General features: G+C 47.0%; 18 protein-coding genes. 6 read left to right on the top strand and 12 right to left on the bottom strand.

Annotated elements, in window-relative coordinates:
- Positions 1-21: 21 nt before the first annotated feature.
- Positions 22-1,281: a Pycsar system effector family protein gene (locus FSB75_RS14975; protein WP_146789138.1), complete on the top strand. Its 1,260-nt coding sequence runs from the start codon at positions 22-24 to the stop codon at positions 1,279-1,281.
- On the opposite strand, the gene FSB75_RS14970 is transcribed toward FSB75_RS14975, so the two are convergent.
- The 9 genes from FSB75_RS14970 to mutY all read right to left on the bottom strand — a co-directional run bounded on the left by FSB75_RS14970 (position 1,275) and on the right by mutY (position 9,030).
- Positions 1,275-2,591, bottom strand: a complete 1,317-nt coding sequence (locus FSB75_RS14970) for a polysaccharide deacetylase family protein (RefSeq protein WP_146789136.1) — start codon at positions 2,589-2,591, stop codon at positions 1,275-1,277. The two genes, FSB75_RS14975 and FSB75_RS14970, sit on opposite strands and share 7 nt — an antisense overlap.
- Before the next feature lie 78 nt (positions 2,592-2,669).
- Entirely contained in the window at positions 2,670-4,046 is a 1,377-nt protein-coding gene (locus FSB75_RS14965) for a LutB/LldF family L-lactate oxidation iron-sulfur protein (protein ID WP_146789134.1), read from the bottom strand.
- 20 nt (positions 4,047-4,066) lie between these two features.
- Positions 4,067-4,318 (bottom strand): DUF5615 family PIN-like protein, encoded by a 252-nt coding sequence (locus FSB75_RS14960; protein ID WP_146789132.1) that lies wholly within the window; start codon positions 4,316-4,318, stop codon positions 4,067-4,069.
- A complete protein-coding gene (locus FSB75_RS14955; RefSeq protein ID WP_146789130.1) occupies positions 4,302-4,532 on the bottom strand; it encodes a DUF433 domain-containing protein in 231 nt (76 codons plus the stop codon). Before FSB75_RS14955 ends, FSB75_RS14960 begins: the two co-directional genes overlap by 17 nt.
- Positions 4,533-4,580: 48 nt before the next feature.
- The gene (locus tag FSB75_RS14950; protein ID WP_146789128.1) at positions 4,581-5,165 is read right to left on the bottom strand and encodes a DUF3109 family protein; all 585 of its coding nucleotides are present in this window, start codon (positions 5,163-5,165) and stop codon (positions 4,581-4,583) included.
- Between the two features lie 103 nt (positions 5,166-5,268).
- A complete protein-coding gene (gene gldD, locus FSB75_RS14945; RefSeq protein ID WP_146789126.1) occupies positions 5,269-5,859 on the bottom strand; it encodes a gliding motility lipoprotein GldD in 591 nt (196 codons plus the stop codon).
- Between the two features lie 31 nt (positions 5,860-5,890).
- A complete protein-coding gene (gldE, locus tag FSB75_RS14940) occupies positions 5,891-7,231 on the bottom strand; it encodes a gliding motility-associated protein GldE (protein ID WP_146789124.1) in 1,341 nt (446 codons plus the stop codon).
- An 87-nt stretch (positions 7,232-7,318) separates the two neighbouring features.
- Entirely contained in the window at positions 7,319-7,759 is a 441-nt protein-coding gene (locus tag FSB75_RS14935) for a single-stranded DNA-binding protein (protein WP_146789122.1), read from the bottom strand.
- Between the two features lie 179 nt (positions 7,760-7,938).
- Complete coding sequence (gene mutY, locus FSB75_RS14930) at positions 7,939-9,030, bottom strand: A/G-specific adenine glycosylase (protein WP_146789120.1); 1,092 nt, start codon at positions 9,028-9,030, stop codon at positions 7,939-7,941.
- A 101-nt stretch (positions 9,031-9,131) separates the two neighbouring features.
- On the opposite strand from mutY, the gene FSB75_RS14925 reads away from it, so the two are divergent.
- The 3 genes from FSB75_RS14925 (at position 9,132) to FSB75_RS14915 (ending at position 12,182) form a co-directional block, all read left to right on the top strand.
- The gene (locus tag FSB75_RS14925; protein WP_146789118.1) at positions 9,132-9,422 is read left to right on the top strand and encodes an HU family DNA-binding protein; all 291 of its coding nucleotides are present in this window, start codon (positions 9,132-9,134) and stop codon (positions 9,420-9,422) included.
- Positions 9,423-9,467: 45 nt separating this feature from the next.
- Positions 9,468-10,343 carry a tetratricopeptide repeat protein gene (locus tag FSB75_RS14920; RefSeq protein WP_227990598.1) on the top strand — a complete coding sequence of 292 codons (876 nt, stop codon included), beginning with the start codon at positions 9,468-9,470 and terminating at the stop codon, positions 10,341-10,343.
- Between the two features lie 285 nt (positions 10,344-10,628).
- A complete protein-coding gene (locus FSB75_RS14915) occupies positions 10,629-12,182 on the top strand; it encodes an Rne/Rng family ribonuclease (protein WP_146789116.1) in 1,554 nt (517 codons plus the stop codon).
- 62 nt (positions 12,183-12,244) lie between these two features.
- On the opposite strand, the gene FSB75_RS14910 is transcribed toward FSB75_RS14915, so the two are convergent.
- From FSB75_RS14910 to FSB75_RS14900, 3 genes are all read right to left on the bottom strand, one after another.
- On the bottom strand, positions 12,245-13,888 hold the full coding sequence (locus tag FSB75_RS14910) for a RagB/SusD family nutrient uptake outer membrane protein (RefSeq protein ID WP_146789114.1): 1,644 nt from the start codon (positions 13,886-13,888) through the stop codon (positions 12,245-12,247).
- A gap of 18 nt (positions 13,889-13,906) precedes the next feature.
- On the bottom strand, positions 13,907-17,104 hold the full coding sequence (locus tag FSB75_RS14905; RefSeq protein WP_146789112.1) for a SusC/RagA family TonB-linked outer membrane protein: 3,198 nt from the start codon (positions 17,102-17,104) through the stop codon (positions 13,907-13,909).
- Positions 17,105-17,235: 131 nt separating this feature from the next.
- Positions 17,236-17,928, bottom strand: a complete 693-nt coding sequence (locus FSB75_RS14900) for a zinc metallopeptidase (RefSeq protein WP_146789110.1) — start codon at positions 17,926-17,928, stop codon at positions 17,236-17,238.
- Between the two features lie 422 nt (positions 17,929-18,350).
- Here FSB75_RS14900 and radA point away from each other — a divergent pair, with 422 nt between their 5' ends.
- Together radA and FSB75_RS14890 are read left to right on the top strand one after the other, a co-directional pair.
- Positions 18,351-19,724, top strand: a complete 1,374-nt coding sequence (gene radA / locus FSB75_RS14895; protein WP_146789108.1) for a DNA repair protein RadA — start codon at positions 18,351-18,353, stop codon at positions 19,722-19,724.
- 134 nt (positions 19,725-19,858) lie between these two features.
- Positions 19,859-20,566: a ComF family protein gene (locus FSB75_RS14890; RefSeq protein WP_146789106.1), complete on the top strand. Its 708-nt coding sequence runs from the start codon at positions 19,859-19,861 to the stop codon at positions 20,564-20,566.
- Positions 20,567-20,574 lie beyond the last annotated feature (8 nt).

Below are 20,574 nucleotides of genomic sequence, written 5' to 3'. Positions count from 1 at the left end.
ATCAAACAATGCACCAACCACATGAACGAAACAAACAGCCAGCTACTTGCCGCCGTCCGTGCTTATGTTACCGACATCTTTCAGCACAAAGTACCTCCCGTATTTGTCTTTCACAGTTTAGAACATACCGAAGACGTAGTGGAAGGCTGCAGCCACATGGCTGATTATTATAGTCTGGCCGATGAAGACCGCTTGGTGCTGCTGCTGGCCGCCTGGTTTCACGATACGGGTTTTCAGTCAGGGCAGGCCGAAGGCCACGAAGAGGTAAGCGTGCAAACTGCCACACATTTTTTGCAAAGCAAAGGCGTTGACGAAACAACGGTTCAACGCGTCGCCTCCTGCATACAAGCCACGCGAATGCCGCAATCGCCGGTAAGCCTGGTAGAAAAGATTTTGTGCGATGCCGATTTGTACCATCTTGCCACCGATGATTTTAAAGCTCGCAACGAGTTGCTGAAGCAGGAACGCGAAAGCTTGCTGGGCCGCAAAATTGACAAACAGGAATGGCGTAAAAACAACCTGCAGTTTCTTTCGCGCCACCAATATTTTACCGATTACGGCCGCGAGGTGCTGGCGCAAAAGAAAGCGGAGAACGTAGCGCTGCTGCAAAAAAAGAAGCAGCAGAAAAAGATTGCGGAGGAAGAAGAAAAAGTGCAGGCCTTTCCGTACATAACCGGAAGCGGCAAGAGCCAGAAGGCCGACAAGGAAACGGAACGCGGCGTACAAACCATGTTTCGCACCGTCTCGCACAACCACATGCAGTTAAGCAGCATGGCCGACAGCAAGGCCCACATCATGATAACGGTGAACTCCGGTATTCTGGCCGTAAGCGTTGGGTACCTGGTGCCGCGCATTCAGTACCCGGAATTCAGCTCCTACATCATTCCCACCGGCATTCTCATGCTCACTTGTCTTGTATCGGTAACGTGTTCCATCCTGGCCACAAGGCCAAGCGTTAACCGCGGCATGTTTACCGAAGAAGACATCCGCAACAAAAAAACCAACCTGCTTTTCTTTGGTAATTTTCACAAAATGCAATTGAGCGATTACCAATGGGGCATGAACCAAATGATTCGCGACCGCGAATATTTATACGACACCATGATCATGGACGTGTATTATTTGGGCGTAGTGCTGGCGAAAAAATACCGCTACCTGCGCATTGCCTACACGGTGTTTATGGTGGGACTGATTGCCGCGGTGATTGCATACGGCATTGCGGCGCTGCTGCCCGATTCAGCACAGGCGGCCGCAAAAGCAGGCAGCGTGATTGATTATTGAACCCGCGTAAACGACGACGCCGTTTGCACAAAACGCTCGTAGGCTTCCCGCCACCCTTCGTAAAGCGAATCGCTACCCAAAAAATTGTTATGCCAAACGGTGATCATTTGGCCGCCAACGGAACGAATGATTTCAACGTACTGCATCAATTCCCGCAAGGCATCATCCGCTGATTTTTTTTCTTCAAAAAAAGCATTGGCATCCATAAAACAAAACGGGTGGACGTGAAGTGGTGATTTGATCTCGGCCTTTAAATCGTACCAGTAAAAAGACGCGGCCACCGAGGCCCGAAACCCGTTGATGCTGCCATAGCCCATCGAATAATCGTCCGTGATTTCTGCGGAAAGAAGTTGATGGAAAGTTGTGGGCAAATGGAAACGAATGTAATGCTGCCGCGAGGCATTGATGCGGCCGTCAATGATTTTTTCCAAGCGGGTTTTTTCTCTCTTCAAAAGAGCCGGATGATCGCCGCTGGCCCAGGATGGATGCAAGCCAATTTTGTATTTGGTGGCCGTATCTTTTATCAAGGCCAGAAACGCCGGATTGGCAACGTCAATGTTCTTGTCGAGCTTACCTTTTTGTTCGGCCACCAGAAAAAAATAAAGCGGTTGCAAGTGGTTCTGGTGATGAAGTTCATCCATCCAATCGTAGGCATCAAAAGGGTCTTGCGCCTTGCCGCGAATGACGCGAATGCGCTGCGCCATGCTGCGCCATTGGCCGGTGAAAAACAGCTTTGTGACAGCGCCTGCGTTTCGCTTAAAGCCTTTGTTTTGAAAACTCCAGGCAATGTCAATGTCGTAGGTGAGTTGAAGACGGAAGTTGGAAGTTAGGAGTTGGAGATCGGAAAATTTTTCGACGAGCAAAAACCGGAAATCTTCGAGCCAGATGTTGATCAAAGGCAGGTGCAGGAAGTCTTCGCGAAAGGCCAATGCGTTTTGGTGTGCGTACCGGCCGTATTCGTCTTTTTGATGTGGCAGGTATTCTTCGTATCGTGTGAGCAGGTAAAAAATTCCCGCAAACAAATCAAAGCCCGTGTCGCCTTCGGCATGAAAGAAAATCTTGTAGCCGCGGTGTTCAAAACATTCAATCTTTACCAAACGAATGGCCGACTCAAACAGCAGTGCATGGGGATGAATCCAGATTTCCCCATCGTTTAAGCGGTGATAACTGTAATTGATCCGGTGCAGATCGGGATGAGCTAAATATTTTTCTTCGTCAAAGAGTAGCCGAATGGGCGTGTTGTAATACTCGGATAAAAAATCAACGACGTACTGGAGCCTTGGCGTTGACGTATGGCTGTAAATGATCACGACTTAAAGTAAGTCAAAATTCAAAAGTAAAAAGCAAAAAACCTTTACAACGAAGGCCTCTTTTTTACTTTTGAATTTTCACTTTTTACTTTTTTCGCGCCACAATTGATTAAACGATTTGGCCGGAAAGTCAAGATTGGCGCGATGCTGCGTCCAACTTTTCGCCAAGCCGTTCACCACCTTGTTTTTCATGCTGCCCGTGCCCGTGTTCATGATGCGGCGGCTGAGCATGGCCTGTTTCCAAACCTTCCAGGTAATCTTTTCGGCAAAGGCTGCATCGCCTTCTTCAACGGCTTCGTGACGGTTCTCCAACAACAATTCGTGCAGGTTAATTTTTACCGCGCAAACTTCGGTGCAATTGCCACAAAGCGAAGAGGCATAACTGAGATGTTTCCAGTCGCCCAAATCTTTTAAATGTGGCGTAATAACCGAACCAATCGGCCCGCTGTACGTAGTGCCGTATGCATGGCCGCCGATGTTTTTATAAACCGGGCAAGCGTTCAAACAAGCGCCGCAACGAATGCAATAAAGCGATTCGCGGGTTTTGGGATTTGCCAGAATATTGGTGCGGCCGTTGTCGAGCAAAATGACGTACATCTCTTCGGGGCCGTCGTTTTCAGTTACTTGTTTTGGGCCGGCAATGATGGTGTTGTAAACCGTTACTCTTTGCCCTGTGCCAAAGGTTGCCAGTAAGGGCCAGAACAATCCGAGATCGGTTAAAGACGGAATGACTTTTTCAATGCCAACAATGACGATGTGTGTTTTTGGATAAGATGCACTCAAGCGTCCGTTGCCTTCATTTTCGGTAACGGCAATGGCGCCTTCATCAGCGATGATGAAGTTGGCGCCGGTAATGCCAATCTCGGCCTGCGTGTATTTTTCGCGAAGCTTTTCCCGTGCAACGAGTGTGAGCTGACTTGGTGTAAGATTGGGTGCTGTTCCAAGTTTCTCCGTAAAAAGTTTGGCCACATCTTCCTTGCTTTTGTGCATGGCTGGCGTAACGATGTGGTAAGGCGGTTCGTCATCCAACTGCTGAATGTATTCGCCGAGATCCGTTTCCACGCTTTCAATGTTGTGCTTTGCCAGAAACTTGTTCAGGTGCAGTTCTTCCGTTACCATGCTCTTGCTCTTCACAACGGTGGAGCAATTCTTTTCGGTGCAGATTTTTAGTATCTCGGCCAATGCGTCGTCGGCTGTTTCGGCCCACAACACTTTTGCGCCCCGCTTTGAAATTTGCTCTTCAAAGGTTTGAAGCTGTTGATCCAATGTTTCAATGGCTTTCCATTTGACGTTCTTTGCCTGCTCTCTTGCCAGGTGAACATCGGTAAACTGCTGCTTGCCCACGGGCACAACCGCGTTATAACGGGCGATGTTGAAGTTGATTTTGCGGCGGTGTTCTTTATCGGCCGCTTTCACCGTGCTTTTGGCTTTGAAGGAAGATGATTGTTCGGACATAAAGTTTGTTTCCGGAAGTGTCAGGAGATTTCGTTCAATTTTTGCAGGTTCCCTCCTTTGATTTTTGGGTCAACCCGGCCAAGATTCTGTTGATGACGAAGATTTTTATCCAGTGTAATGAAATAATCAAATCCGTTAAAAACTGCCAGCCCTAAAAGCTCGCCGTTCTTCTTGCCGAGCCACCCCAAATCACGGACGGTTTTTACTTCGTGAGGAGGGTCGAAACTTGATTTTAATTGCCGTGGGAGATTTTCGTCAAGCAAAATTCTCATTCAATGATTTTTCGGTTGTCAACGTTTTTTTCGCTATCTCCAAAACGCTGACAGCGGCTTCTCTGGAAACACTCGGATAATCGTCAAGAAATTCTTCCAAAGCATCGCCACCCTCCAGGTAATCAAAAAGTGTTTGGATTGGTACTCTGGTTCCCGTAAATACCGGCGTGCCGCCCATGGTTTCCGGGTCAATGTTTATAGGACCGTAATTCATATTCACGCATTTTAGATGTATCGAAATTACAGCAGATAACAGCGGCTTTTATTTCTGCTTCGCCTCAAAATACTCAATCGCCACTTGTTCAAGTGCCTCGTAAAACTCTTCGCCAAACTTACGGATGATAGGTTCTTTTAAAAACTGATAAACCGGCATTTTTAATTTCTTGCCCAATGCACAAGCCGGGTTGCACATGTCTTCCCGGGGTTCGTAATTTACGTACGTGGCGTGTTTTGCTTCTACAATTCTTATGGGAAAAAGATGACAGGAGATTGGTTTCTTCCATTTCACTTTTCCATCGTAATAAGCCTGTTCAATACCGCATTTGATGATGCCTTTTTCATCGCGATAGCCATAAGCGCAAACGCCGCCGTTCACCGTGGGCGTTACCCAGCCAAACTCATGATCGTAAAGATATTTGCCCTGCCGTTCAATGGCGGCAAGGCCTTCGGGTGTGAGGTAAGGTTTAACGGCTTCAAATATTTCATCAAGGAGCCTCTTTTCTTCTTTTTCAAGCGGCGCGCCGGCATCTCCGTCTTCGCAACAGCCGCCCTTGCATTTGTGCAGGTCGCAAACAAATTTCGCTTCCACCACATCGTCACTCACCAACACATTTTCAATTTGGATCATGGGGCAAAGATACCGACGCAAGGTGTGAAACGTGAGATTGTAAAATCATTTAAACCGTCGTGAACGACGGTCTCACGTTTCACTTTTCACATCTCACGCGAAATTATCTCCACCGCAAGGTGCCAATCAGGTGCTGCATGTCTTCGCGCAAAAAATTGTTGACGGGTCGAAGCGAATCTTCGTTAGGCGGAGCGTTAAAATAGAGTGCGCCGCGCAAAAAATGTTTTACCGAATCGGTGGCGAAAAACTGGTTGGCCGTGGCTGCGTTTCCTTTCAGTGTAAAGTAAATGCCGCTTACATGGTTGGGCATCACAAACTTTACGGGCTTGATGGCCGATGCAATGGACGTGTGCTGCTTGTATGCCATCGTGAAAGCATCCTTTATCAACGTGTCAAATTTGTTGCGGCCAATGTCTTTGTAGCTTAAATGCAGCTCGCCGTCGAACTGCGGAAAGAAGATGTTGATCCAGTAAGGATTCTCGGCTTTTTCGTCAAAGAAAGTAGAGTCGGGAATGATGGTAGCATATGCCGGATATTCAAACGTGTATGGAAAGCCGGCTTTGTCAAAGAGTTGATATTTTTTTTGCGGCATCGGAATTTTAAAATAACCGCGTTCCTTCTGCACAAAGTCACTGTTGCATGCAGTGAAAAAACAACAGGCAATGAGCAATAAGCAGGCGGTGATGCTTTTCATTGCCGGTAGCTGATTGCCGATTACGAATTGCCTATTGTTCACTTTCATGGTTAACAAAGATCTTCACGGTTTTAATTCTTGCTCTTTCGGTCTCCAGTACGGTAAATTCAAAATCGCCGCTGGTTACTTTTTGTTCGGGCTGAAGCAGTTCGCCAGCGATTTCCAATACCAATCCTGCCAGCGATTCGCTCTCGCCCTTCACGGCATCAAAGGTGTCAATGGGAAGGCGCATGGCGCGGCACAAATCGGGCAACATCACCTTGGCATCGGCAATATAGGTATGGTCATCAACCTTGCGGACGGTGTTTTCTTCTTCATCAAATTCGTCGCGTATGTCGCCGATGATTTCTTCCAGAATGTCTTCCATCGTGACAATGCCGCTGGTGCCACCGAATTCATCTACCACAATGGCAAAGTGAATGCGTTTGGTTTTAAAAACCGTCAGCAAATCTTTGATCAATTTTGTTTCGGGAACAAACAAGGTAGAGCGAATAACGCCGTGCCAGTCAAAGTCTGTTTCATTCAGGTAAGGCAACAGGTCTTTTGTGTTTAAAACACCCACTATTTCATCGAGACTGCTTTTGTAAACCGGCAGGCGCGAGTAATGCAGTTCTTCCACCTTCTTTACTACTTCGGCAAACGGTGCGCCGTATTCCAATCCATTCACGTCAAGTCTTGAGCGCATGATTTGCCGCACAGTAATGTTGCCAAACTTTACGACGCCTTTTAAAATATTTTTTTCCTCAACGCTTGTTTCAACGTTTGTGATTTCAATGGCATCGTCCAATTCCCTCATGCTTACGGCATCGGATTCATCGGCGCCGCTGGTTTTGGAGATGCTGTCGGCAATGCTTACCATGCGGGCACTGATGCTACCCAAAAGCAGGTGCAATCCCTCTACCAGTGCCGCCGATGTATAAGCAAAGCGCAAGGTGTTTTGTGTGGCCCAGAGCTTGGGCAAAATCTTGCAAACAAAAACCAGTACAAAGGCAATGATGATGATTTTGACAAGGATCTCCAGGTCAATGTCAATAAACGTGTGGAGGGTAATGATTTTAAGTGGCGCTAAAAGCAGGTAAGCAAGAAAAATGATGGAGATGTTGAAGATGCCCCCGGCAATGAGCAACGTCGTATAAACCTCCTTTCGGTTTTCAAGCAAAGATGTGATGCGCTTGGCCGCATCGTGCTGTTTCGTCTTCAGCATGTTTACGTCGCGGGGCTGCAGCGAGAATAGCGCTACTTCGGCTCCCGAAACAAGAAAGCTTAAAAACAAAAGAACCAAGAGCAATACCGCCATTAAAACGGTGCCTTGCGAGGCCAAAGGATTTTGTAGAAGGATATGGAGAAGCCCGCAGGCCGCGTAATAATCCAAAGCAAAGGTTTTGGTTCAAAAATAATAAGAAAGGCAGGACGGCTGCCTGCCTTGTACATTTTCTAGTTGTTTGTTAGCCGCGAACGCTTAATAAGGCAAGTCTCCCGGGTCGCCCACGGGTGCATCGGTGCCCGGAAAATTTTCTATTTCGTTGTCCGCATGGGGAGCTGGATGCGGAGCCGCGCCGGTGTGGTCGGTGCGCTTGTCGAGCATGATCAAATTATCACCCACCACCTCGGTGGCAAACTTGCGAATGCCTTCCTTGTCTTCCCAACTGCGGGTGCGCAGGCGGCCCTCGATGTAAACCAGGCTGCCTTTGTGCAGATACTTTTGCGCCAGTTCGGCCAGTCCGCGCCAAAGAACCACGGTGTGCCATTCGGTTTGCGAAACCAGTTTCCCTGACCGGTCTTTAAAGGTCTCGGTCGTGGCCAGTGGAAATTTAGCTACGCCGATGTTTCCTTCCAGGTACTGCATGTCCGGGTCTTTTCCCAAATTGCCAATGAGCATCACTCGGTTTACGCCTCTCATACAATTACGGTTTAATCGTTAGAATAAATTTCGTCTAATGCTGCCTCTCTGTAAATTTAAAAAGATTCATCAAATTTCCGGCCAGCACGAAAGTTGGAAGTTGGAGATCCAATGTTTGAGGTGGTGGCATCACCACTGTTTCGATGTTTTCCATGATACGCAGGCATAAACCTTGAACGTCAAACGCCCAATCTTGAAGCAACGATTTGTTGCAAGGCCCGCGGAAAAGCCAGCTCCTTTACATCGGAAAACTTCGTCCACGTATAGTTTTCGACTTTCTTTTTTCGTTTCAGTTTTACGTGCACAAAATGAAAGCACACGCTTTGGTGCGAGAGATGTTGCTGCGTTTTCCAGTCATCCACGATCGTGTAGTTTTCCAGCCCGTATTGTTTTTGAAACAAAACTTCCAACTGTTTTGTTTTGCAGGTCTTCTTGGTTTCAATCAGAACAAACTGATGCAGGCCGTGCCAGATGTCCTTTTCCAGCCGCTGTTGTACCAAAACCTCATCGCCGCATTGTACGATAAAATAGTTCAGCCAACGTTTTTTCAAAACCGTCTTTTTTTCTTTTACGGGCAGAATGCTTTGTTTGCCTTCAACGTAAGCGGTGCATTTCTGCTGAAAAAAGCAGGCGTCGCAAAGCGGCGAAGGCTTGCATATCATGGCCCCAAAATCCATGATGGCTTGGTTGTATTCGCCGGCCTGGCCTTTTGGCAAAATAGCTTGTGCAAGCGCAGAAAAAGTTTTTTTGCCTTGGGTAGAGTCAATTGGAGCCTCAATGCCGAAAATGCGCGACAATACGCGAAAAACATTGCCGTCCAATACAGCACAGGGCAGGTTATAAGCAAAGGAACCAATTGCCGCAGCGGTATAGCTGCCCACGCCTTTCAAAGACAGAAGTTCCTCGTAAGTTTTTGGAAAAATGCCGTTCAATTCATTGGAAACATGGCTGGCCGTTGTCATTAAATTGCGGCAGCGGGAGTAATAACCCAATCCTTCCCACACTTTAAAAACCTTGGCTTCCGGTGCTGCGGCCAAGACATGTACGTTCGGGAAGGCTTCGATAAAATTTTGATAATATTTCAGACCTTGTTCCACCCGTGTTTGCTGCAGCATGATTTCGCTGAGCCAAATTTTATACGGGTCCTTTTCGCCCTTCCACGGCATCTGCCGGTGGTTCTCGGTACGGTTCCAATGCAACAAGGCGTTTGCAAAGTCGGCTCCTCTTTTCCCGGTCTTTAAAACCTCTTTTTCCCCGCTTTCTTCTTTCATAAATGAGAAAGGACTAATTTAGGCTGAGATTTTTTCTATTCTGTTGACAGTCACGCACCTTTGTGCTATATTGGTGTTTCGTTAACAATAAAAAAGCCACTATGCGAAAAGCAGATTTAGTTAACCAGATTTCCGAAAAAACCGGCATCCCCAAAGTAGATGTTTTGATGACACTGGAAACCGCTTTCCGTGAAATCAAAGAGTCGCTTTCAAAGGGAGAAAACATTTACATCCGCGGCTTTGGTTCGTTCATCACCAAAAGGCGAGCCGCTAAAATTGGCCGCAACATCAAAAAAAATGTGGCCGTTCACATCCCCGAACACTTCATCCCGGCCTTTAAACCAGCAAAGGAGTTTGTGGCCGATGTGAAAAAAACCGCCGTTGCCGAGTAACTTTGCCGCTCTTGTTTTAATTCTTCGAAACAGGAGCAGAGATGTATGAACAGACCTCAGTGGATTACGCTTAGCGTTGCTATTCTTTTGGTGATTGGCCTTTTTGCCGCTACACAGGCTTCGATTTTTGGCGAACGAAAGGCAAAGAAACCGCAGCCGGCAATGGCTGAACATTTGCCGCACGACGACGGCTTTGGCACCGACAGCGTTTTGTATTACGCCAAGAAAAATCTCCCGCAAGCACAGGCGGCCCGGTTGGCATCGCTCGAAAACAGCGTTGTACGCGGCGATGTAGCTGAGCAAAAGCTGCACCTAATGCACCAACTAGCCCGGTATTGGTCTGACAGTGGCCGCACCTTTACGCCGATGGCTTTCTATCCTTATGCCTTCTACACCGCCGAAGCAGCCCGGTTGGAGAATTCGGAAAAATCCCTTTCCTTTGCTGCCCGTTTATTTTTGGATGCCCTGAGCAACGAAGAAGCCCACCAGCTTAAACATTGGGAAGCCGAACAAGCCCAGGATTTGTTTCAACGTTCTTTGAAGCTGAACCCGGAAAACGATTCAGCGAAAGTAGGGTTAGGCGCTACTATTTTGTACGGCGGCCTGGACATGCCGATGAAAGGCATTGGCATGATACGCGACGTAGCGGAACACAAGCCGGAAAACGTTTATGCCCAACTGACGCTGGCCGAAGCAAGCCTGATGTCGGGACAATTGGACAAAGCGGTAGAGCGTTTACAGAATGTTTTACGTTTGCAGCCGTCCAGTTTACAAGCCACACTGCTTTTGGCCGATACCTACGAACGAATGAACAAAAAGAAGGAAGCAGCGGAGGCTTATCAGAAAGCACTTCCGTTGGTGACCGTACCGGAGATGAAGAAAGAAATAGAGAAGCGAATAACCCAGTTAAAAAACAAATAATTACTAAAACATTTTTGAACTATGCCGTGTGGTAAAAAAAGAAAGCGTCATAAAATTGCGACGCACAAACGCAAGAAGAGATTGAGAAAGAACCGTCACAAAAAGCGTAAATAAGGTTCTTTAGACAGACCGGAAGCCACGCCCCGTAGCTTCCGGTCGTCCTTTTGTGGCTACGTTCATTCAACCGGTTGCAGTTCCCATCAATTTGCTCCCTCAATTGCACAATCCTCCATTTCGCAACGGCAAAAAATGAACAGGCCCGTATTTATTTAAAGACATTGTAGTGTGAACAAGGAATTGATTATTCATTCCACGCCAACCGGTGTGGAAATAGCCCTATTAGAGGATAAAAAATTAGTGGAGCTTCACAGCGAAAAGAACGATGCCCGTTTTGCCGTTGGTGATTTGTATCTGGGAAAAGTAAAAAAACTCATCCCCGGCCTGAACGCCGCTTTTGTAGATGTAGGTTATGAGAAAGATGCCTTTCTACATTATACCGATTTAAGTCCTTATGCCCGTTCGCTGCTAAAATTCACCCAGCTTGCCATCAACGACAAAACACCCGGTGGGCTTGATTTCGCTACTTTTTCCGTAGAGCCGGAAATCGTCAAGACCGGGAAGATTAACGAAGTCCTGAACGGCAAGCCCAACATCCTCGTACAAATTTTAAAAGAGCCTATTGCCGCCAAAGGTCCGCGACTGAGTTGCGAAATTTCTTTGCCCGGACGCTTTGTGGTGCTAACGCCTTTTAACGACATCGTTGCAGTTTCGCGCAAGATTCATTCGTCGGAAGAAAGAAAGCGGTTACAACGCATTGTTGAATCCATCAAGCCGAAAAATTTTGGCGTGATTGTACGCACCGCCGCCGAAGGAAAAAACACCGCCGAACTGCACGAAGACCTTTCGGAATTGGCGGCTATGTGGGCTTCTATCCAAAATAATTTACGCGGTGCGGTTCCGCCCACGAAAATTTTAAGTGAGCAGACAAAAACGGCTTCCATCTTGCGTGATCTGTTGAACGAAGACTTCAACAAAATCGTTACCAACGACAAAAACATCTACACCGAATCCAAAAACTACATTCAGAAAGTAGCGCCGGAGAAAGCGGAGATTGTTCAATTTCATCAAAACGGTTCGCCGGTATTTGACGCTTTTGGCGTAACGAAGCAAATCAAAGGGTCTTTTGGTAAAACGGTAAATCTGCAAAGCGGCGCCTACATCATCATCGAACACACGGAAGCCCTGCACGTGATTGATGTGAACAGTGGCTACAAAAGCGTGGGCAACAACCAGGAAATAAACGCTCTGGAAACGAATCTGGAGGCGGCGGAAGAAATTGCCCGGCAGCTTCGCCTGCGTGACATTGGCGGCATCATCGTCGTTGACTTTATTGACATGAAGCTTCCGGAGCACAAAAAGAAATTGCTGGAAGCGATGGACGGTTTTATGCAAACCGACCGGGCCAAACACGCCGTATTGCCCATCTCCAAATTTGGCCTCATGCAAATTACAAGGCAACGCATGAAGCCGGAGATGAACATTCAAACCCAGGAAGTTTGCCCAACCTGCAACGGAACCGGGAAGATTTCGTCCACGCTTTTGCTGGAAGACGAAATGGAAAAGAACATCGCTTATCTCGCCACGCACAACCACAAAGCACTCACAATTGTTACACATCCCATTCTTCACGCTTACCTGACGAAGGGCTGGTTTTGGAACAACAAAGCGGCCAAGTGGAAAAAGAAATACGGTCCGAAGATTACCGTTACTCCCGATACAGGTTACCACCTCACCGAGTTTAAATTTTTTGATGCCAACGGTGATGAAATAAAGCTCTGACGATTGCTTGCCAAATAAAAAACCCCGAAGTGATTCGGGGTTTTTGTTTTAAAGAACGATTGTTATTTCGGGTTTTTTGTCGGTGCGCTTCCGGTAGCCGCAGGATTGTAGGCTAACTCATTGTCGGGAACATCCCAATAGTCCAAAAAGTCATACTCGATGGTCGCGTTGTTGTCAACACTGCCGTCATTTTTTACAACCACCGCAGGCGTTCTGCCGCCGCCTTGCGCAATTGGATAAATGCGTCCCCAACGGCGGGCATCATAAAAGGAAAGGCCAAGGAAAGGAAGCGCTACTCTTCTTTCGCTTCGCAATTCCGCTACGGCTTGTGCCTGCGTCAGGCCCGTTCCTGCTACCGGTGCCAAACCTGCACCTTGATACGTACGAACGGCGTCAATGCTTTGCAGTCCTTGATTTATTTGGCTTGTGTAAATCAATGCTTCGGCCTTCATCAATTCATTCTCCTCATAACTACCGGCCAACGGCAATTCATAAGCACCAACCGCTGTGTTGGCATACACTTTTACACCAGGCAAACCGTTACCGCCGTTTACCAAAGTCCAGCGTGTGTTAAATGCCTGTCCGCGGTCAACGTTGCCAATCCACGGGCTGCCCTGCTTTAAATTATTGTCTTTGCGTTTATCGCCGGGCTTGAAATCTTGTACCCACCGTTCACTCACTTTGTACGTATTGCCGCCGATGGCATTGGATTGCGTTCGTCCTGAAACAGTGCCGCTGCCCGAAGAAGCCAGGAAATCACCGTTGGCGTTGGAGCGTCCCGTGAAAATTTTATCGGTAGATGTGATGCCGTTTGAAGTCAGCGTGAGAATCTGGTTCCAATCGGCTGCCGTCATTTGCGAAACGGTTTTGTTAACCAGAATGTTTCTTGCCTTTAACGTATTGATGGTGTGCTTCCACTGATCTGCGGTGAGAACGCCTCCATTTCCAACGCGGTTAAATTGGGGAATGAGAGCCGTCAATACGGTTGAATAATCACTGGCGCTGGTAACCGAACTTAACGCAGTTGCTGCCTGATCGTATTCACTGTTTGCGGCCGTTATCATTTGTTCTTTTGTAACGTAGTTGCCGTTGGTTTCGTTCGGGGTATTTACAATCAATCCCGCGTAATAGATTGAACCAATACGACTGTAAGCATAGCCCTTCCAGAAATGTGCCCACGCAATGATGGCGGCTTTCTTAGAAGCCGCATTGCCGGTGAACGGCACTTTGTCAACAATGCTCAAAACCGTGTTCATCGCGTTGTTCATGGCGTACATGTAGGCCCACTCGTAGTACGTGAAATTGCTGCCCTGGTTGGAATTGATGTTCACTGCACGCACCAAATCAATCTGGCGGTTGGGTGCGTTAGGATTCAGCAGCACTTGGCCGCTGCTTAAGATGACTTTATTCGGTACCCCGATTTGATTCAGGAAAGAATTGGCGGCTTCAGCCTGAATAACGTCGGCCATCAGCTCGTGGAAAGCCATGGCGCCGGACCAATAAAGACCGAAGACACCGTCGCCGTATTTTAAATCTCTAAAGCCATTGATGTAAACACCGCCTTGTGCCAAGGCTTCTATACCGGATTCGGTGTTGGCACTTTCGGGTGTTGGTTGATTGGGGTTTTTTATGTCTAATGATTTTTTACACGAGCCCAGCAACGCAACGCATAAAAAGATCAATACACTAATTTTTATTCGATTCATGACGCAAAATTTTAGGAGTTAGAAACCGATGTTCAAACCAATTTGATAGGATTTAAGATTGGGGATGGTGTTGTGATCTACGCCCCTGTCGAATGCAGAATTGGTATCGCCGGAACTGACCTCCGGATCATAACCTGTGTATTTGGTGAAGGTGACCAGATTGCGGCCGGCCAACACCAACTGCAGTCGTTGGAAGTACGGCAGGCGAACAAGTTTGGCAACGTCGAGTGCTACAGAAATATTTCTTAAGCGAGTGAAAGAAGCATCTTCATAAAAATAATTCTTGGTACCGTTGCGTGAAACCTGAGCGTACACGCCGCGATAGAAAGCTGTCCAGGCACCGGCTTGCCCTCCAATCGTGATTTGGTTGTCGTAGTCGCCGTGAATGCCGTCGCGGTACATCCATTCTTTTGTTTGATTGTAAAGATGGCTGCCGTGTACCCAATCCCATTGCATGCTAAAGGTTAAGAAATCTTTGAACGTAACCTCGTTGTTAAACGACATGTTGAACTTTGGATTAGGGTCGCCAAAGCTGTATTGCAGCGGCGTAACGTAAGGCTGTTTGGTGCTTGAGTTCACCACCCATCCGTTGCTGGCCACTTCATATTTTGATTGGTCTGCTTTCGCGATGTAAGGATTGCCGTTTGCATCGGTTTCGCCAACGCTGTGAAGCATCAGATACCCGTAAAGCTGTCCTATTTTTTCACCCGCTTTTAAAACATAGTTTGTACTGCCGGCGGCGGATGTAACAGGAATCTCCGTACCGACAATGGATTTGATTTTCGAGCTTTGCTTAGAGAACAAGGTTGTAAAGTTCCACGTTAGATTTTTACCGCTGTATACGTTCAGATTAAGCGAAGCCTGTATGCCGTTTGAGGTTAAACCAAAGGCGTTGGTAAGCACGGTTCCGGTACCGCTTGACGGGGCTGCATCCACCGGCCAAATGGTATTGTCGGTACTGCGTTTCCAATACGTGAACGAAAGGTTTGCGTTGCGCAGCAAGGCTCCGTTTTTCAACACGGAAAAGCCCATGTCGGTCCCTACTTCAATTTCTTTGGAAATTTCAACGTTCAGATTTGGATTTGGGTTTTGTGTAGGGAAAGAAAAGGCGACGCTGTTGCCAAGGTTTCTTGTTTGTAAAACAATGTAACGGTCAAAAGCACCGGGTTGAATGCCGGCTTCGCCGTAAGCTGCCCGTAACTTAAAGTCGGTGAAGGTGTTTCCGAGGCTGGTGTTTTTCCAAAACTTAAAGCCGGATGGCCGAATGTAAGCGTCGCCCCTGTAAAAGTTTTGCGGCGTAACGGCCCGGCCAAACGCAGATGAATAGTCTCTGCGAAAACCGCCCGAGAAACCTCCGATGTCTCCCCATTCAAAGCGTTGCAGAGCAAGGTAACCGTAGGTTAAAAAAGGCTGGCTAAAATCGGATTCAATTTTATAAGAGGCCATTTGGCTTGCCGTGTATGGTGTATAAATCGGCGCTGTCAGGCCATAAGTGATGTATTGATTAAAATCGTTGCGGCGGTAATCGTAAGCAACAATGGTGGTTGTGCGCAAGGGAATGCGCAGATGAAAATCGTTTTCAAAATCCGTGCGGATGGTAGCCGTTGTCAGCAGATTTTGAAACAGGGTTTTGTACTGCTTGTGGTCAATTTCGCCCGTTTCTTCTTTTGCGGAGGGGCTGCCGTAGTTGGTCCTGGGAAATTCTTGCTCGGCCCATACTTGCCAGTAATCGGCGTTCAGGTTGTTTACTTGGCTGGCAATGTTATAAACCAATTCCTGGTGTTGGTAATTTAACCCGTACTTGACATCAAGTTCAAGAAACTTTGGGAAGTGGTAATTGGCATTGAAGTTTTGAACAATGTCAACCTTGTTGTCTTTTACGTCTGCATACTGGTCCTCGTAAAAAGGATTGTAGTGGTTTACCCCCACAGCATCACCCAGGTAAACGCTGTAATCGCCGTTGGGGTTTTGGTATTGAAAATTTGCAAAAGGGCGTCCGTTGTTAACGGCGTACATAATCGTTCTTCCCGTAGGGTCCAGTTGCGTGTTTCTCGTGTAAACGAGCTGCGTAATGCTTCTAACCTTAAAGTTCTTGAAAAGCTCGAAACCGAGGTTGGAATTGAGGTTTGAACGGCTGTAATAACCATTACCCCTGAACGTACTGTTTTGCCGGTTATCCGATGCGGAGATATTAAAGTCAATTCTGTCCCTTGCTCCCGAAATCGCGATTGAGTTATTGGTGGTGTACGAGGTTTGAAAAAACATTTTGTTGTGATCGTACCAGGAAAGGTTTCGGTTGTACGGCTTGTTGTTGTTGTTGTTGGGGTCCAAACTGTTCCAAACAACGTTTTCCGTGTACGTACCGAGAAGGGGATCAAAAACCAATGGATTTCCGCTTCCCCCAACCACTTCGTTATTGGCATTGGTTTGTAAGCTATGAAAATAGGCCTTGTGCACTTTGCCGATGTTCAAAAGCGAGTTGGCCGACACGCTGGAAGAGACGTCAATGCTGGTTCTTCCCTGCTTACCTTTTTTTGAGAAGAGTTGAATCACGCCGTTTGCGCCTTGCGCTCCGTATTGGGTAGCGGCCGCTGCACCTTGCACGATTTCGACTCTCTCAATGGCATTCAAATCAAGGCTGTTCAAATCTGTGGCCCTGATCTCAATACCATCAAGCAAAATCATTGGAGATGTGCCACCACGAAGCGTGTTGATGCCCCGCAGCAAAATTTGTGTTGGTGCACCGGGACTGCCGTTTGTGCTCTGAATTTGTGCGCCGGCTACCTTGCCCACCAAAAATTGATCAACGGAGGCACTGGGGACTGGCGTCGTCTTGTCGGGTGTAACCGTTTCCACCGAGATTGCGATTCTTTTTTTACTCGTCGCCGCACCCACGCCGGTTACAACAACTTCACTCAACGACCGTGCGTCCGTTTCCAAGCTCACTGTCATTCCGTTTGAGGCTGAAACCGATTTTTCCATAAACCCGACGGAACTAATTTCCAGAACGGGGTTGGCCTCGGTTGTTGTCAGGGAAAACGAGCCATCGCTGCCGGTTACCGTAGCGGTGCGTGTTCCTTTTATCTGAACCGTTGCGTTGGGTACCGGCTGTTGGTCGGAACTACTGATGACCCTGCCGGAAATTTTTTTTTGGGCATTTGCCGCTTGGGTAAGCATGAGGAGGCACATGCTTACGCAGAAATAAAATTTTCTCATGTGCAGAATTTTAATGTTAATGAACGTTAAAAATTGTCAATGGTAAAATAGGCATTTAAACGGTTTGTTTCGCTGCACAGCTAAAAAAAGTCGCAAAAAGTTTGCGGCTTGTCTATAATCAGTCTTTTTATCTATTGTCTGTTTCTGCTTCCTGCGTAGATTAAAATGTATTGAACCAAAGTTACTATGGCAGCAAGCGCAGCCACAACATAAGTAAGGGCAGCCCATTTAAGGGCCTCTTTTGCCTTTGGATACTCCTCGGCATTTGTAACATTCGTATGCTGCAGCCATTGTAGAGCCCTACGGCTAGCGTCAAATTCAACCGGCAGCGTTATGAGCGAGAAGATCACCGTGGCTGCAAACAAAATAATGCCAGCCAGCAACAAAGTTGGATTGCCTGAAGCCGCCATAAAAACGCCAATCAGCAAAACCCAGTTAACAATTGTGGAACTGAACTGCACCGCCGGAACCAGTTTGCTCCGCAGGTTCAGCCAGGTATAAGCGGTTGCGTGCTGAACGGCATGGCCCGTTTCATGGGCGGCAATGGCCGCGGCCGCTACGGTGTAATTGTTGTAAACTTCGGGGCTGAGGTTGATGGTTTTGTTGGCGGGATTGTAATGGTCGGAAAGAAAGCCTTCTACCGAAACCACCTGAACGTCGTAAATCCCGTTTTCCCGAAGCATTTTTTCGGCTATTTCCTTGCCGGTGAGCCGTGCAGCCAAGGGAATTTTACTGTAAGCAGTAAACCGGCTCTTCAGTATTGAAGAGACGAGCATGCTGATGCCAATAAAAATCAATGATACAAGCATAATTGAAGGTGTCATGAGGAAGTTCTTTTTTCCTTCTTTTGCTCAAATCTGTGTCCAAACATCCCTCAAAATAATTCTTGCCAAAATTTGGCAGTCTAACCTTGCTCTGCATGATTTTTCGTGACAGTTTAACAGCCGGAATATTTTTAATGTATTTTGAAAAAGCTTTTTTTAGTTCTGAAAATCAATTATTTAGAAAAGGATTTTAGATGACAGTAAGTTCTTAAATCCCTCAAAAAGTTTTGCACAAGGCCAAAAAATAATTTTGTAAAGTGCCGCAGAATTGTAATTTAGTGTCAGAATTTAATGGGTTAGTAAGTAAAAGGGTTGGTCGAAAGACCAGCCCTTTTTACTGAGATTTTCTCCGCAAATTCTTCCTTCTCCAACTGCACGCAACAGCATCATTTTTTCTTTTTCAATTGGACTAATTTTAAAAAATGGCGAAAGTAAAAACAGCGTATTTCTGCCAGGTATGCGGGTATGAAAGCGCAAAGTGGACGGGTAAATGTCCGTCGTGCGGACAGTGGAATACAATGGTAGAAGAACTCATTCAAAAAGACAACAAGAAGGCCGCAAACGATTGGGAGGATTACCGTGAAAACGGGAGCACAAAGAAAACAAGACACCTCAATGAAGTAGAAATGAGAGACCATTCGCGGTTGTTAACCGTAGATGCGGAACTCAATCGCGTATTGGGCGGCGGCATTGTTCCGGGGAGCATTGTATTGGTAGCGGGAGAACCGGGCATCGGCAAAAGCACCTTGTTTTTGCAAATGGGTTTGCAACTAAAAGACGCGGTTGTTCTTTACATCAGCGGTGAAGAAAGCGACGAACAAATTAAAATGCGAGCTGACCGTTTGGGTATTCAAAGCGAAAACTTTTACCTGCTTACCGAAACATCCACGAACGTTATTTTCCAGGAAATAAAAAAACTAAAGCCACAGGTCATCATCGTTGACTCCATCCAAACTCTCGAATCATCTTTTATTGAATCATCACCTGGTTCCGTTTCGCAAATAAGAGAATGCGCTGCCGAATTTCAACAGTTCGCAAAAGAGACCTCTACGCCTGTGTTCTTAATTGGTCACATTACCAAAGAAGGTTCCATAGCGGGTCCCAAACTTTTAGAACATATGGTGGACACGGTGTTGCAGTTTGAAGGTGACCGTCATTATGCTTACCGCATTTTGCGAACGCTAAAAAACCGCTTTGGCAGCACCGCCGAATTGGGCATCTACCAAATGAACGACAACGGCATGAACCCCGTGGTAAACCCAAGCGAAATTCTCATTACGCAAAAAGAAGAAGACCTTGGCGGTATTGCCATTGCGGCTACTATTGAAGGACAACGGCCATTGTTAATCGAAGTGCAGGCACTCGTAACCCAGTCGGTTTACGGAACGCCGCAACGCACCGTTAGCGGCTTTGATACGCGAAGGCTTCAACTCTTGTTAGCCGTGCTAGAAAAACGCGGCGGCTTTCATTTTGGCGTGAAAGATGTCTTCTTGAACATCGCCGGCGGCTTAAAAGTGGAAGACCCTTCTATTGATTTGGCTGTGTTAGCGGCCTTGCTTTCATCTTATGAAGACACGACCATTCCGCATGACGTTTGCTTTGCCGGCGAAGTAGGGTTGAGCGGCGAGATTCGCGCCGTTAACCGCATTGAGCAACGCATTGCCGAAGCGGAAAAATTGGGCTTCAGCAAAATCATTGTTTCGAAGTACAACCAGAAAGGTTTGAGCAAAAAGAAATTTGACATCGAAATCATCACCATGGGAAGGGTAGATGAAATGTATCGGTATCTATTCTAGAAGTAAGATTTAGAACCGGGGTTTACTGGATTGTGATGGATTAGGCAGGAAAAAATAAACATCTTATTTTAAGTGAGAATTCCTGCTGTTATGAAATTTCTGCTCCCGCATAATCTTACTAAATCCCGTCAAACATGGTTCTAAACTGGTTTGCTGATGCGAAAGAATCCGTTCTTCATCTTCTCTTTCCGCACGTTTGCGAAAGCTGCGGCAGCGACGTAATTGCACAAGACCAGTTTCTTTGCTTGCAATGCCACGCTGCCTTACCCAGAACCGAGTTCCATCATTACCCGGCGAACCCAATTGAAAAAATGTTTCGGGGACGAATGCCCGTGGTGAACGCAACGGCCCAATACTATTTCTCCAAAGGTTCCAGAATGCAGCACCTGATGCACCAGTTGAAATACAAGAGCAACAAGGAAATGGGACTTTATTTGGGAAGATTAATGGGTTACGCTTTAGCGGAAACGAATCGCTTTCGAACAGTAGATGCCTTGGTTCCTTTGCCGCTTCACCCGTCGAAAGAAAAAATGCGCGGTTACAACCAGGCAATGATTTTGTGTCAAGGCATTGCCGACGTGTTGGGAAAACCCGTTTTGAAAGACGTTATCATTCGAACTTCGCATACCGAAAGCCAAACCAAAAAGAACCGTGTGCAACGGTGGGAAAACATGGAAGGCCGTTTTGAACTGGTAAAGCCGGCGGCCATTGAAGGCAAGCACATTTTATTGGTGGACGATGTCATCACCACCGGCGCTACCCTTGAAGCCTGCGGCTCGGAATTGCTGGAAGCCGAAAACGTTCAACTAAGCCTTGCTACGCTTTGTTTTTCCAGCCGCTGATGTACTTT

Origin of the sequence: Flavisolibacter ginsenosidimutans, assembly GCF_007970805.1 — a bacterium.
Classification (GTDB): Bacteria; Bacteroidota; Bacteroidia; order Chitinophagales; family Chitinophagaceae; genus Flavisolibacter; species Flavisolibacter ginsenosidimutans.
This window is presented reverse-complemented; position numbering and strand designations above follow the sequence as displayed.